This is a genomic window from Paenibacillus brasilensis, from assembly GCF_009363115.1.
Classification (GTDB): domain Bacteria; phylum Bacillota; class Bacilli; order Paenibacillales; family Paenibacillaceae; genus Paenibacillus; species Paenibacillus brasilensis.
Genome location: NZ_CP045298.1, coordinates 4,752,211 through 4,766,450, shown reverse-complemented (window position 1 = coordinate 4,766,450; position 14,240 = coordinate 4,752,211). Strand labels below are relative to the sequence as shown.

The window sequence follows — 14,240 nt, the reverse complement described above, 5'->3', positions numbered from 1 at the left end:
CATTTAATACTGTGGTTCCCTGGCTTTCCTTCCTGAAAAATCAGGAACGTGGTTTTTTATATGAGATTTTCGCTATGGCATCATGCAGATGAATGGATTCTTCATTTCGACACTCCACCGTGAAGGCACGAACGGCCTTCAGCTCGACCAAATCAGCAGCGATTAGCCTCACCATATCCTCAACAAAACGCGGATTTTCATACGCTTTTTCAGTTACCGCCTTCTCGTCCGGGCGCTTAAGAATCGGATGTAGCGGAGCGCTGGCATTGGATTCTGCTGCATTCAGCAGCATGACCTTCCAGTCCTTCTCCATGTCCAGTTCATCTATGTGCGCTTCCATCGTTACCACGCCACGCTGATTGTGGGCGCTGTACTCGCTGATTTCCTTGGAGCACGGACACAAGGTTGTTACCACCACTGTCAGGCCAACCACGACACGGCTTTCCCGTCCTTCCTCATAGCTGATTCGGATTAGCCCCTCAGCATGGTTTAGCCCCGTTTTCCCCAGCATAGGGGAACGCCGTTCGTAGAACCACGGGAACGAAAGCTCCAGCTCAGCCCGTTCCTGATTCATCCGCGCAGTCAAACCTTTTGCAAAACGGACGAGCTGTGCCAAATCCGTTGTTCCACCCTGCTGCCGATACTCCTCCAAGTGCTCTGTCAGGCGGCTCATGTTAATTCCTTTGGCCTCACGATTCAATGAGGTTGTTAGCTTAAAGGTTCCGATGCTTACCTGTGAAGCAGGGGCTAAACCCGCCTCCACGGTAATGGGGTGCTTTACTCTGGCGATACCCACCTGTTCAATGTCGAACAAATAGTTGCGCTGCTCATTTTGCAAATCGGACATATACTCTTTCGATGTGGGTTTATCTCCCGGAGTAGGGTCCACCGAACCGAACAGCCGATGACGCTCTGCCTTGGAAGGCAGTTTCGAGGTTACTCTGTTTTCTCTCACGCTAATGACTCCTTCAATTATGATTGCCAAGGCTCCCGGAAGCTGTTCTCATCATTCCGTCTTTTAATTGTAATTATTACGATTAGTCTATATTACTACAAAATAAACACACGGTAAACCTTCATAATCCTCTCTCCAACGAAAAAAGCCGCCAATATGGCGACCTCCTCTATGCACTCTATGATTTTATTTAACGGACCCGGAAAGAACATCGGTAATCTGCTCAATGTGCTGCTTTAGCCAGTGCGCTGTTTGCTTCGGCTGCGAGATCGGAAAATGATGTGCTGCCGGAATATGCAGCGTGTGCAAGCCATGAAATTGTTCAGGCAGCGTATAAATTTGATCCTTCATTCCCCATACAATCGAAACCTTCTCCTTGGACGGTAACCCGGGGATCTCGGATGCAAACCGGAAGCTATCCGACCTTGTTAACATGGCCAACGCTTCCGCAGTCGTCTTTTTTACGCGGGGAGAACGCAATTCCTCAAGGACATACGTGATGTATGCTGGCGGAATGGCCTCCATACTTTCAAAACAAGTCTGCGACAGCAATTGCTTGCGCAAGCCTGACTCGCTGAGTCTGCCCAGCACGCTCTCCGTAATTCGTGCACTCCGATATCTGCGCGGAGCGGGGTGGAATACTGGCTGCAACAGATGCAAGCTGCTAATGCGTTCAGGTAGGCGTTCCCACACTTTGGCAGTCAATAATCCGCCGAAGGAATGACCAACAAGGCGGATCGGTGTTTTAAAAGTTTGAATAGCTTGTACTAACGATTCGATGTGCCCCTCCAGTATATCCTCCTGATGATGGTAAGGAGAGCGCCCAAACCCGGGGAGATCCACCAGGCAAACGGAGGATTCCGGAAACTGCTCGGCCAGCGGTATCAGGCAATCTGCCCCACTCAAAGTACCGTGAACAAACACTATCGGAGGATTTACATTGTCCACTCTTCGTTCTAGCGTAGCCAAAGGCCCGCGCCTGCTGCGGACAAATCCATCTGTATCCATGCGGGAATGTGCAATTCTGTAATCAAGGTCCGTAATAACAAATGGGAGAACGTCCGTATTTACCGCCTGTGTCAATCCGTGTTTATGCTGAATTGCTCGCGTCGTATCCAGTGGGTAGTCCACATCCACAATAAAATCGAGTGACTCCTTTGGAATCCCCAGCTTTCGCCCTATTGGAGTGCCCAGGATGCTGGATAGCCAAGCGGGTGAAATGGAGCCCCACGGTTTCCGAACTCGAAGCTCCTTCGCCATATTCGTTCCCAGTTCCATCATCGTTGGGCTCTGCTGCCTTTCATCCATTAGGTAGTATGTTTCACTGACAGGGTGTGTTTCCTTGGCAAGCACACTGATGAATTCGGCTGCATGATCTACGTGAACCATCGGAAGCCAATGAGACTTGCCGCCCGGAATGAGACCCGTGAGCTTGCGCGCTGTAGAAGCCACAAGAATGCCAAGCCCAACGGTTTGAGGTGTATCCCCGTGCGCTGAGTCACCAATGACCACGCTCAAATGGATAACCGACAGCGGAAATCCTTCTTTGTGCGCTCCCTGACGGATACGCAGATCAGCCAGGAATTTCATACGTTCATAAGGAGGAGCCTGTTCCGAATGAGCAATGACAGGCTCCGGGGCGTTCCAGTTATGATGATTAAAAGGGCTTTTGAATCCAACCAAATGGATAAAATGTCGTAACCCCTTGCTTGCATGAATATGTGCAGCCAACGTCAGCATCTCTTCTGCTGCTTGTAAAAAAGCGCCTCTGGCCTCCTCCTCTCCCAGCAATATATCCATCGGTCCTCCTGCGTGAATCACCACATCTGCTGTCTCAACCCGCTTCCTGTCAGAAGGACTCAGCCCCAGAGCGGGTGCACTTAAGTCACCGATAACCGGTGTTAACTTCCCTGTATGCCATGCGGTCTCCAGATTCATTTGCCTGCATATTTGTTCCCACTTCTTCAGCGAGCGAACAAGAACGGTAACGGTATGCTCCTCCCGGGAAAGTTGCTGTAGCGTATGCATGCCGATAAAACCTGTACCGCCCGTGATCAAGATATGTGCCATAAATATAACCTGCTTTCTATATTTTTTAGTACTATATAGTGCTAATCATGATTAAAAAAATCACTTTAGCAGAAACGCTAAAGTCATTTTTAAATTTACAAGTATGCCCGGGTCTTGACCTGCATGTTGTAAAAAGAGTGCGCCTTCGATAGCTGAGACAATGAATTCAGCCGTCGATCTGGCAGGAAGTTCAGCCCGAATCTCCAAACTCTCCATCCCCTCGTTCAACAACGCTTCCATCGTGGTGATTTGGTCTTGAAAAAATCGGCTCACTTTCTCTCGAAACAAGGGAATATCCTGAGGCATTTGCGTGTACAGAGTAACAAAGGGACAGCCGCCTAAATAATCTGTCTCTTGTTGAGTCAGCAACAGAAGAAGGGTCTCCAGACGTTCCTGCACGGATTGATCCTTACGTGAAACCACCTCAAAAATCAGCTCGTTATACGTTCGAATCAGTTGGTCCAGAATAGCTGACAGCAGCTCTTCTTTGCTTTTAAAATAATAGTAAATGTTCGTTTTGGATACATTGCTGACAGCCACAATTTCGTCCATGCTTGTTGTATGATAGCCTTTAGTAAGAAACAATGAAGTCGCAATGCTCAGAATAACATCCCGATTGGTTGTTTTATTTTTTTTCATCATAATTAGCACTATACAGTACTAAAACATACTTGTCAAACTTCACTACAATCCTATTGTTGCTATATATTCGCCTCGATAATTTCCTCCAGCTTAATCCAGCTAAAGTCCTCTTCTCCACGGGACAGCTTCACTTCTCGCCGACTCGTGTTAATCACCGTTACAAGCCCACACAACTCCTCGTCATCAAACGGATTAAATACCCGCAGCGTAATAGACTTCCGTTTATTATAGGAAATAATAAGGGCCTGTTCAATCTGCCACATCTCCTGATCGTCCAGTGTCGGCTTGTCACGTCTGCCCTGCTCCTTCATTAGTCTCAGATACGCATCCCGATGCTCAGGCAAGATCATGCGCGAGCTTTCCCATATGCCATTCCCTTCAAGCTTTTTCCCCATCGTAAACGCCTCCTATGCTGTTTGGGTTACAGGATGCCATGCCAGTACATGATCTAATCGAAAAACGCGCGGCTGGCCTGTCAGTAAACAGGCAGCCCGTATCAAACCATTTTGCACACGATGCACCTCAATGCGCCGATGAGACAGTTTGCCCTTCCGGTCCATATACACGATTTCCACGATCTGCCCCACGTATTTTTCCAGCATGATCCTTCACTCCTTATTCGAACGTTTGTTTGTATTATATGCGAACATGCGTTTGATTATCAATGTAAAAAATCCCCTGAGGGATTTGACTCTCTCAAGGGATTTCATACCTATATAAGCTGAACTTAAAAGTTACCTATCGAAAGGCATTGCCAAACTCGCTGCTCCTCATCCTTACTATAGCTTTAAAATTCATAGGTGGACAGCTTGATATCCTCTTTATTCAAATCTTTTAACGGATAAACAGGTCCATTCCAATAAGTCAAAATATCAACGGGCTCACTCGTGCCATGTTTTTTTAAAGTAAGCGCCAGCTCAAGCAACAAATGAGGAAGCTGATAAGAGCTTGTTATAAACTGAACCTCTTCCGGACTTTCACAGTCCTCTGCTCGGTAGAACACAAAATAACCCTCGGTATGATCGCCCATAAGTACAATATAACGTGCCAGAAATACAATTTCACCATTGGAAAAAGGAATGGAATGCGTCGAGGCAGAAACCAAATCTGTCTCTAATCCCTCTATACGCATCGTAAGCTCATTGTTAAGAGCATCCATTCTTTCTCTATGTTCATTTATGAGCTGTTCATAATTTACAGGAACAAGCCCACCATTCCTGATCGTAGTGATCAGTTCATCTATAAATACCTTTTGAGACAATACCCGATTGCTCATCCTCTTCATCTCCATATTCGTGAAAATATCCATGGATTTCTTATTTCAAATTGTTCAATTTTTATGTATTAAAATCTGTATTCATTAACTACCAAGCATTTTTGAGACTGCATTTACGACCCTTTCCATCTCAAATGGCTTAACAATAAAGTCTTTTGCGCCTGCCTGAAATGCTTTGATAATCGCTTCGTGCTGGCCCAAAGCAGAACACATTAAAATGTTGGCCTGTGGATCAAGCTCGACAATCTTTTTAACGGCCTCAAGTCCATCCATCTTAGGCATATTGATATCCATGGTAATTAAGTCCGGACGAAAGTGCGCGTATTTCAAGACTGCATCATACCCATTTTCTGCCTCTGCAATCACAGAGTGACCTAAATCCAAAAAGATATCTTTAAGCACAGAACGCATAAATAAAGAATCATCCACTATTATAACTGTTGCCAAAATAATCGCCCCAATCCGTTGTAGATTATATGCCACACTCAAGTTTCAATATCGGTGAAAAAACAAACAATATTAATAGAAAAAATCTGTAAAAATAAAAACGCTACCAATGAATTATAAAAGCAATTTGAAACTAGCTACTACAGAATTAGTTTTCAAAAAAACGTTTCACAATGACGTAATTCATTCCTGTAGTATGAAGATCACAAAGTACTAGGTATCCACTGAAACCTTAGCACTATGTAAGTTGAATTTAAAAGTCATCAATCGTGCTACTCCGCAGGAGGTGATGATCTTTGGCGATAAACATAAAGTTAGAAGAAACATTGGGCAAAGCAGGAATCACAAAAAATGCCTTGGCTCGCAAAGCAAAAGTTCGATCGAACTTAATTTACGATATGTGCGATGGTAAGACCAAACGCATAGATCTGAGCGATGTTCTGGAATATATCCCACGCAATGAAAAAAACGATCATTCTCCTGTCTAATGGAGATAGATCGTTTTTTTATGCTCTGCATATAGAAAAAATGCTTACAGTAATAAGCAAATATAATCATAAAGTTGTAAAACACGACTAACAAGTGTACAAATTGTGATATTTACTCTAAACAGCAGCCTTGGAATTCTTCCAAAACCTTGGATTTGTCTCCATGAATCTTTTCCAGGTGGTCCTCTCCCCAATAGCATAAATGGTCTAGCGCGGGTTTTAATCCCCAGCCGTAGTGCGTTAACCCATACTCCACTTTAGGAGGGATCTCATTATAAACCTTTCGTGTAACGATCTCATCCTTTTCCAGGCCTCTGAGCTGAGTGGTCAGCATTTTTTGAGTAATGCCAGGCATTAACCGACGAAGCTCAGACGTTCGTTTCCGCCCTGTCATCAAATGGTAGATAATTAAAGGCTTCCATTTTCCTCCCATTACTTCTAAAGCCGCCTCCACTCCAACTTGATACTTTTTTTGAACGCTATTTTTCATCTGTTCAGTCATCTCTTAAACCTCCGTTAAAAGGCTACGTTTGCTTAGAACAACCCATCACTTCAATCCGTTACTCAGGTCAGTTTCTAGGGAATCTACCTAGGGTACTTCCATGTTCCTATGGCACCTGTATCATCCTATAGAACTTAAAAGTGCGTACTTCCAGATCATTTTCCTACTGTTTATAATAGCATCAGCCATTGATCATGGCTAGAAATTAGCTGTTGAGAAAGGTAGTGAAGATACAAGCATGAAAGTATTAAGCGTTGTTTCACACCCGAGAAAAGATTCCTTGACCTTTGAGGTGGCCGGTCGTTTCGTACAAGGTCTTGCCGAGGCTGGCCACGACTATGAGATATTGGATTTGCACGGGATTGGTTTTGATCCTGTTTTAAAAGGAGCAGATGAACCCGATTGGTCCGTTGCGGAACAGTCCTTTTCCCCTGAAGTAGAAATGGAAATAAGGCGGATGAAGGAACATGATGCTTTGGCATTTATTTTTCCACTTTGGTGGTGGCATTTGCCAGCTATGCTAAAGGGGTATATTGACCGTGTATGGAACAATGGGTTTGCGTACGGTTCGAACCATCTTCATCATCAGCATGTCTTGTGGATTGGTTTGGCTGGCGTTTCGAAAGAACAGATGAAAAAGCGTAACTATGATGAAATGATTACTCATCTGCTGAATGTGGGAATTGCAGATTATTGCGGTGTTTCCAATTCCAAGGTTGAATTCTTATATGAGACCCTAGATTCAAATCCCGGTCATTACGAAATGCTGCTGAATCAAGCTTATCGCTTAGGTTTGAATTATGGCAAGGATCATTAAGCTCGCTTCGGAAGCATTACTTCCCCGGATTTCTACCCTGACTAAAGGCTTTATTCAAGAAACCCGGGGGCGGTGGCGATGGGAAGCACCATCCGGGTGCGCAGTGGCACGATAAGTAACTTTTAAGTCCAGTTTATATAGACATAAAAAACTGACACCGTGGTCATACCGATGTCAGTTTACAGACTTTATTCATTCAGAGCTTTCTTCAAAGCCTCCAGATTGTTTTTCATCACACCAAGGTAGTCCAGGTTGTTTTGCTTGTCTTCATCCGTCAATCCTTCGAGCGGATTCAGAACATCCGTTTTTGCACCGATTTCAGTGGCTACGGTCTGAGCAACCTTCGGATCTACGAGGGTTTCAAAGAAAATGGTCTTTACATTGTTTGCTTTGGAAAATTTGATAATATCCGCCAGTTTGTCCGGTGTAGGCTCTTGCTCCGGAGAAAGTCCGGCAATCGGTACTTGAGTCAGACCGTATTGCTTGGCCAAATAGCTAAAAGCAGCATGCTGTGTAATAAAGTCTTTGCGTTTTACATCCTTCAGACCTGTTTTGAACGCTGTATCCAGATCTTTCAGCTTGGCGATATAAGCATCTGCATTTTTTTCATAATCGGCTTTGTTGGCAGGATCGGCTTGTGCAAGACCCGCTTCAATAGACTCTACTTCCTTTTGCGCCAATACGGGATCAAGCCATACATGAGGGTCCAGCACATGATCATGACTATGACCTTCCTCTGCGTGTGCCTCGCCTTCTTCCTCCTCAGCAGTACCTTCCATCAGGTTCAGCCCTTTGCTTGCTTCGACCACAACACGCTTGTCATTAGACGCGCTGCTCAAAGCCTGCTCTGCCCAGCCTTCGACGATACCGTTATATACAAAAACGTCAGCGTCCTTGACCTGTGCCATATCCTTGGCGCTTGGTTCCCAGTCATGTGGCTCGGCACCGGCTGGAATCAAGGCTGTTACGTTCGCATGATCTCCGGCGACTTGCCTTGTAAATTCATACATCGGATAAAAAGTGGTGACCACGTTCAGCTTTTTTGCCGTATTCGGCTCGGTTGGGGAAGCATTTGTAGCCGCATTATCGGATTTGGCACCACAGCCGGACAAAATAAGTGCCAGTCCCGCAGACAATACGAATGATTTTTTGAACCATGTATTCATGTTCATAACTCCTTTAACTGTTTATTTTTAATTACTATTTTTAATTGTTCTCACTGCGTACCGCATTTTTCCGCCCGGAAGTCTGCTGTTTACTCAGCTTGCGTACCAGCTTTTGAATAACCACTCCCAAGATCAGGCATAATAATAGCACCATGGCAATGGTTCCCCCTGGGGGCGTGCTCAGCTCATACGAGGCAGTTAAACCCGTAAATACACCGATCAGAGCGGTTACCATAGATATCCAAATGGCTGCCGCGAAGCTCGGTGCAATTCGTATGGCCAGCGCAGCAGGGAGTACGATTAGTGAAGAGACCAGCAGCACGCCAACAATCGGCATTGCAGCGGCAACAATCATCCCCGTCAAAATACTAAACGCAAATGAAATAGACTTGACGGGAAGGCCGTTTGTCTTCGCCGTTTCTTCATCAAAGGTAATTTGGTACAAAGGGCGTCGGAAGACAAAAAAGAAAATACCTCCGATCACAGCCACAACGATCATCAACATCAATTCTGTCTGATTGACCGCTACCACCGAACCGAACAAATAAGCAGAAAACCCTTTATTAATGCTCTGATTCAGATTCATTAAAATAACAGCCGTCGATAAGCCGCCGACCATAATAATAGCCACAGAAATCTCACTATACGTTTTATACGATCTGCGGACATATTCAACGATAATCGCACCGATCACAGCTACAATAAAACCGGTGATTGTCGGGTTCATGCCCAAATAGGCGCCCGCTGCCACCCCTGCCAGCGATACATGCGAAAGCATGTCCGCCATCAGAGCCTGACGCCGCAGCATCAGGTACACTCCAAGCACCGAGGCCAGCAGTGCAATTACCCCACCGGCACAAAATGCCCGCTGCATGAAGTCGTAGTGCAGCATTTCCATCCGCCATCTTCCTTTCTCTCAAGCTCAATAATACGATCCAAATAATGTTGCACTTCCGATAGTCCATGCGTGACCATGACTACCGTTCTTCCATATTCCTTGACCTGCTGATTCATCAAGTCATAGAAATGATGGCGGCTTTCCTGATCCATACCTGTGGTAGGCTCATCCAAAATAAGCAAATCCGATTCCTGCGCAAGCGCGCGTGCAACACAAATGCGCTGCTTCTGTCCACCGGACAATTCGCCAATCTTGCGATGGCGCAAATCCCACATCCCTACCTGACGAAGCGCCTGCTCCGTCAATGCATGATCCTCAGGCCGCATCCGGCGCAGCCAGGAGCCATGCGTGTATCTTCCTGAACGGACAAATTCCAGAATCGTACTTGGAAATCCACCATTGAAGGCAGCGATTTGTTGCGATACAAATCCAACAACAAGCTTTTTGCCTTCACCTGTGCGATCAGACATAAACACCTTGCCCCGCCAAGGCTGAAGCAAACCCAGCAACAGCTTAAGCATGGTTGATTTGGAAGCACCATTCGGTCCGGTAATTGCCACAAATTCTCCGGAAAAAATTTCAACATTGGCATCCACCAAGTTAGGAACATCTCCGTAGCCAAAAGTGACTTGTTCCAATGAGGCCAATAACATGACGCAAATCTCCCTTTCCTTTAAAAAGCCTGGAGCCATCCGAGCAATCCTCATTGCGCAGATCCTCCAGGTCGTTTATGATCATTAAACCATCTACCGTAATTATTACGATTTGGCATTAAAAAAAGAAGCGTTCGATAAACGTAACCTTTACGCATTAGCAAGTTTAACAGTTTAGGTAAGGTTCGTCAATGCTTTGACAACTCTTTTGTTTACTTCACTTTGTCCGGGTACAGACCTACAGCCAAGGTTTTCAATGCAATTGGTGCGCGTATGCCTTCAGCCGCTGCGGACAGGGGCAGCACCACAAATCGTTTGTTTTTGATCGCTTCCACACCTGCCAGTGCAGGCTTGCTCAAAAGCAGCTTCTCTTTATCCTCCAGCGAGGTGTCTCCGTAGTCCAGAATTACAATGACGTCAGGGTTACGGCTCACAACCTCTTCCCAGCTTACCTCAGCAAAACTTTTGTTAATATCATCAAAAATATTTTTCGCCTTTACACTTTTAATCAACGAGGTCAGATAATTGTTGGCAGCCGTAAAAGGCTTATCTTCGCCGCTATCATAAACAAACACCTTCGGTGCCTTCTCGACAGTACCAATTTGAGTCTGAATGGACTGCACTTGTCCACGAATGTCACCTACCAGCTTGTCTGCCCGGTCTTCAACCCGGAAAATGCGTCCAATATTTAGTATATCCAGATATACATCTTCTAACGTTGAACCCGGCATATTGGATGATTCCTGTACATAGGTCGCCACTCCCTGCTCGGCAAGCTCCTCACGGGAACCAAGATTTTTATCATTAAAGGCGCTCTTCCAGCCTGCATAAGCAAAATCCGGCGCAGCAGCCATAAATACCTCTTTAGACGGATACTGCTTGGCCAGTACCGGGATTTTATCATATTGAGCCTTATATTCTGGCAAAATCTGATCATCCAAATACGCAGTTCCTACCATGGAGGACTCCAGTCCAAGGGCCAGCATCACCTCTGTTGCGTGCTGGTTCAGTGTAACTGCGCGTTTGGGAGCTTCGGGAAATATTATCGTAACGCCCATATTCTCAAGTTCTACCTGCGTCTCCTTGGTCGCCGATTGCGATGCGGCAGGCTGCTGTCCGTTTGTGGCTGAATCGGTTGTTTGAGCTGTGTTCCCTGAACCGCAAGCTGATAGCAGCACCGTCGCCAAAGCAAGCATAAGCCATGATATTGCGCGGTTGCTATATTTTTTCATATGTACCGCTCCTCTTTCATAAATAGGTGCATTCTGTTTACGTCATAAATCGTCATCTTCTCTAAGAGAATCTGGTAAAAAGGTAATGTTCGGCTTTCCGGTTCTCGGATGGATGCAGACTTCCGTCTTCACTCCGAAGACACTGCGCAGCAGATTCGGCTGAAGTATATCCTCTGTTCTACCGCAGGCAACCACCTTGCCCTCTTGTAATACATATATTCGATCACAATACAAAGCCGCCAAATTCAAATCATGCAGTGCAGCGAGCGTAGTTACCTGAAGCGCTTTGACCAAATCAAGAATTTGCAGCTGATACCGGATATCCAAATGATTCGTTGGCTCATCCAGCATAAGAAATTTCGCCTGTCCGGCAAGCGCTCTGGCAATCAGCACCCGTTGTTTTTCACCACCGGACAAGGTAGCAAAGCTCTGATCGGCCTGAATGTCCATGCCTACCCGTTCCAACGCCTGTTCTACCAATTCATAATCGACAGTGGTATCCGCTTCGAACAGTTTTTTATGCGGATGGCGGCCCATCAAAACGATGTCCCGTACTGAAAAATCAAACGTCTGAGGTGCATCCTGACTCACCACCGCCATGTGCCGGGCCGTTTCCTTATACTTCATGCGCAGCATATCCCGGCCATCCAGTGTTATCCATCCGTTGTCAGGCTTAAGTACACGGTACATATTTTTGAGCAGCGTTGATTTGCCGCTGCCATTTGGACCAATCAGACCGACCAGCTCTCCCATTTTGACCTGAAGGCAGATGTCTTCAATCAGCCGCTTATCGTGAATACTGAAGGTGATGTGCTTGACTTCTATATTCATTTTTCGCCTCCAAATGAATAGGAACTACGCCGCAGCAGCCACACAAAAAAGGGACCTCCGCAAACGGCTGTCACAATGCCGATCGGCAGCTCTTGCGGAGCCAGTACGAGCCGGGCACAAACGTCTGCCCACACAACAAAAATAGCTCCCGCCAACAGACTGACCGGCAAAACACGTCGATGATCCGATCCGACCATCAGTCTTACGATATGCGGAATCATCAGCCCGACAAAGCCAATGGAGCCACTAACGGCCACAACCGTCCCGGTTAGAAGCGAGGCTATAATGACGATAAGCATGCGAAACGTCTGTACGTTCACACCGAGCGTTACTGCTGCCTCTTCGCCTGTCAGCAGAGCGTTCAGTGAGCGGTATTGAGTCAGCAGGATCATCGTCCCGCCAGCTATAATAAGGGTCGGAATAAGAAGCGTATCCCACTGTGCGCCTGCCAGACTGCCCATCATCCAATACATCGCGTCACGGATACCCTTTTCATTAGGAGCCATCGTAACGATAAAGCTGGTCACAGCCGACAGCATCATGGACACCGCCACGCCTGCCAGCAGTAATCGGGTCGTCGAAATTCGTCCGGCCACACGGGCTAATGCGAACACCATAAGCATCGCTGCCAGCGAACCTAAAAAAGCAGACAAAGGCAGCGCGAACCGTCCAAGGATACCAAAGGCTCCAAACACAATAACCAGGGTCGCTGTAACTGAAGCCCCGGACGAGACTCCTAAAATATAGGGGTCTGCTAACGAATTACGAATTAATGCCTGAATAGCGGCCCCTGTAACGGCTAACCCTCCCCCTACGATAACGCCCAGCAGCACGCGTGGAAAACGGATTTCCCAGACGATATATTGCTCCGGCCTGGTCCATGTCACAGGTATCCACTGGTCCAGCCCGGGAAGATGGGACAGAGCAATTCGCCATACCGTTCCCGGTGCGACAGCCACAGGACCAAGCATGACTGCGACTGTAATCGACAGCACCAACCCTGCCACCAGTAACAGCAGAATGGTGGTAAATCCCATAGTCGATTTTCCAGCTATATGGGCGTGAGAATTATGTTTTGACGGGCTATTTTTTGATGGATAAAAACTACTCGTTCCTGAGGTCATGAACTAATCCATGGCTTTTCGGCCGTTTCCAGCGTTCTCAATCGTTCTTCGATCTCAGAAGCGGAGAAATTTTCGCCCATAAGGACCGCAACATCGTTCACCGGCTTTTGCGGGCGAATCGGAATAATTTCCAACTCTCGGTAAGCAAACTGGAACATCATCTGACCCTCTGTTTCAAGAAAACGTACAATTCCTTTGGCACGGTAAATTTCAGCGGGCAAGCTGCGAAACAGCTGTTCAAACCTGGAACGCGGGACAGGTTGCCCGAAGAAATGCGTATGTACGACAACATGGTCGTAGGAATGATAATGCTCCCTGTGGCCGTGGTCATGGTCGAGGTCGTGATTATGATGGTCATGATCTGCAGGGTCATCATGAGCGTGCAGATGACTTTCCGAATGATGATCATTCCCGTTATCGGCTATGGACTCCTTTGAATGCAAGACATCTATACGATCCTCTCTTTGAATGGAGAAAAATACATCCGCCTCTACGTCGCTCCGTTGTGTACTCACAGTCAGGGCATAAGGATTTAATTCCTTGACAAGGACTTGTACTTTCTGCAACTCTCCCGCAGCCAGTAAATCAGTCTTATTAATAATCAGCTTGGAAGCGCATCGAAGCTGATCCTGCATCAAACGAAACGACTTGCTTCTCACGTTACCTGAGGCAAAATCCAAAAATTGACGCGCATCCATCACTGTAATAACGGATTGTAAAACCATAGCGGAATACATAGAAGCATCTGTCACGGCATCTACAATTTCCATTGGATTGGCTACTCCGGTACATTCGACGATAATCACGTCCGGTTTATATTCTTCGGCAAGATTCATTAATTCAACGCCCAGGTCCTCGCGAATCGTACAGCAGATACAACCACTGAGCATTTCCTTCATGGGAGCTTGACCGTTCACCAAACTGCCGTCCAGATTAACATCGCCCAACTCATTCATCAAAATAGCCGGCTTGAGGCCCTGCCCTTTATAGTAAGCCAGTGCATGCTGAAGAAGAGTTGTTTTACCACTGCCCAAAAACCCGGATAAAACAACAATCGGTATCATATAACCCTCCTTGTCTTTACAACATTAATATGGATCGTACCGTAAAAATTTCCTTCTTGCAATCATTTATCGAAT

Annotated in this window: 17 protein-coding genes; 2 read left to right on the top strand and 15 right to left on the bottom strand. The window is 46.3% G+C overall.

What is annotated here, in order from left to right; genetic code table 11:
* Positions 1–40 precede the first annotated feature (40 nt).
* The 7 genes from folE2 to GCU48_RS22405 all read right to left on the bottom strand — a co-directional run bounded on the left by folE2 (position 41) and on the right by GCU48_RS22405 (position 5,390).
* The gene (gene folE2 / locus GCU48_RS22435) at positions 41–955 is read right to left on the bottom strand and encodes a GTP cyclohydrolase FolE2 (RefSeq protein WP_152381514.1); all 915 of its coding nucleotides are present in this window, start codon (positions 953–955) and stop codon (positions 41–43) included.
* 186 nt (positions 956–1,141) lie between these two features.
* A complete protein-coding gene (locus tag GCU48_RS22430; RefSeq protein ID WP_152381513.1) occupies positions 1,142–3,025 on the bottom strand; it encodes an alpha/beta fold hydrolase in 1,884 nt (627 codons plus the stop codon).
* Positions 3,026–3,085: 60 nt separating this feature from the next.
* A complete protein-coding gene (locus tag GCU48_RS22425; RefSeq protein ID WP_152382230.1) occupies positions 3,086–3,664 on the bottom strand; it encodes a TetR/AcrR family transcriptional regulator in 579 nt (192 codons plus the stop codon).
* 62 nt (positions 3,665–3,726) lie between these two features.
* Complete coding sequence (locus tag GCU48_RS22420; RefSeq protein WP_152381512.1) at positions 3,727–4,062, bottom strand: YolD-like family protein; 336 nt, start codon at positions 4,060–4,062, stop codon at positions 3,727–3,729.
* A 12-nt stretch (positions 4,063–4,074) separates the two neighbouring features.
* Complete coding sequence (locus GCU48_RS22415) at positions 4,075–4,269, bottom strand: hypothetical protein (RefSeq protein ID WP_007430288.1); 195 nt, start codon at positions 4,267–4,269, stop codon at positions 4,075–4,077.
* Between the two features lie 185 nt (positions 4,270–4,454).
* Positions 4,455–4,943 (bottom strand): hypothetical protein, encoded by a 489-nt coding sequence (locus tag GCU48_RS22410; protein WP_152381511.1) that lies wholly within the window; start codon positions 4,941–4,943, stop codon positions 4,455–4,457.
* Between the two features lie 84 nt (positions 4,944–5,027).
* Positions 5,028–5,390 carry a response regulator gene (locus tag GCU48_RS22405; protein WP_152381510.1) on the bottom strand — a complete coding sequence of 121 codons (363 nt, stop codon included), beginning with the start codon at positions 5,388–5,390 and terminating at the stop codon, positions 5,028–5,030.
* A 296-nt stretch (positions 5,391–5,686) separates the two neighbouring features.
* Here GCU48_RS22405 and GCU48_RS22400 point away from each other — a divergent pair, with 296 nt between their 5' ends.
* Positions 5,687–5,878, top strand: coding sequence for a helix-turn-helix domain-containing protein (locus tag GCU48_RS22400; protein ID WP_152381509.1), 192 nt, complete (start codon positions 5,687–5,689; stop codon positions 5,876–5,878).
* Between the two features lie 112 nt (positions 5,879–5,990).
* Here the strand turns inward: GCU48_RS22400 and GCU48_RS22395 are convergent, their stop codons facing one another.
* Positions 5,991–6,380: a winged helix-turn-helix transcriptional regulator gene (locus GCU48_RS22395; RefSeq protein WP_152381508.1), complete on the bottom strand. Its 390-nt coding sequence runs from the start codon at positions 6,378–6,380 to the stop codon at positions 5,991–5,993.
* 238 nt (positions 6,381–6,618) lie between these two features.
* On the opposite strand from GCU48_RS22395, the gene GCU48_RS22390 reads away from it, so the two are divergent.
* Positions 6,619–7,197: an NAD(P)H oxidoreductase gene (locus GCU48_RS22390; RefSeq protein ID WP_152381507.1), complete on the top strand. Its 579-nt coding sequence runs from the start codon at positions 6,619–6,621 to the stop codon at positions 7,195–7,197.
* 188 nt (positions 7,198–7,385) lie between these two features.
* Here the strand turns inward: GCU48_RS22390 and GCU48_RS22385 are convergent, their stop codons facing one another.
* The 7 genes from GCU48_RS22385 to GCU48_RS22355 all read right to left on the bottom strand — a co-directional run bounded on the left by GCU48_RS22385 (position 7,386) and on the right by GCU48_RS22355 (position 14,165).
* Complete coding sequence (locus tag GCU48_RS22385) at positions 7,386–8,363, bottom strand: metal ABC transporter substrate-binding protein (protein WP_152381506.1); 978 nt, start codon at positions 8,361–8,363, stop codon at positions 7,386–7,388.
* Positions 8,364–8,403: 40 nt separating this feature from the next.
* A complete protein-coding gene (locus tag GCU48_RS22380) occupies positions 8,404–9,261 on the bottom strand; it encodes a metal ABC transporter permease (RefSeq protein ID WP_152381505.1) in 858 nt (285 codons plus the stop codon).
* Positions 9,207–9,914, bottom strand: coding sequence for a metal ABC transporter ATP-binding protein (locus GCU48_RS22375; RefSeq protein WP_025716701.1), 708 nt, complete (start codon positions 9,912–9,914; stop codon positions 9,207–9,209). Before GCU48_RS22375 ends, GCU48_RS22380 begins: the two co-directional genes overlap by 55 nt.
* 212 nt (positions 9,915–10,126) lie before the next feature.
* Positions 10,127–11,146: an ABC transporter substrate-binding protein gene (locus tag GCU48_RS22370; RefSeq protein WP_152381504.1), complete on the bottom strand. Its 1,020-nt coding sequence runs from the start codon at positions 11,144–11,146 to the stop codon at positions 10,127–10,129.
* Positions 11,147–11,188: 42 nt separating this feature from the next.
* Positions 11,189–11,977 carry an ABC transporter ATP-binding protein gene (locus tag GCU48_RS22365; RefSeq protein WP_152381503.1) on the bottom strand — a complete coding sequence of 263 codons (789 nt, stop codon included), beginning with the start codon at positions 11,975–11,977 and terminating at the stop codon, positions 11,189–11,191.
* Positions 11,974–13,101, bottom strand: coding sequence for a FecCD family ABC transporter permease (locus GCU48_RS22360; RefSeq protein ID WP_152381502.1), 1,128 nt, complete (start codon positions 13,099–13,101; stop codon positions 11,974–11,976). The genes GCU48_RS22365 and GCU48_RS22360 overlap by 4 nt, the downstream gene beginning before the upstream one ends.
* Complete coding sequence (locus GCU48_RS22355) at positions 13,098–14,165, bottom strand: CobW family GTP-binding protein (protein WP_152381501.1); 1,068 nt, start codon at positions 14,163–14,165, stop codon at positions 13,098–13,100. Before GCU48_RS22355 ends, GCU48_RS22360 begins: the two co-directional genes overlap by 4 nt.
* Between the last annotated feature and the right edge of the window lie 75 nt (positions 14,166–14,240).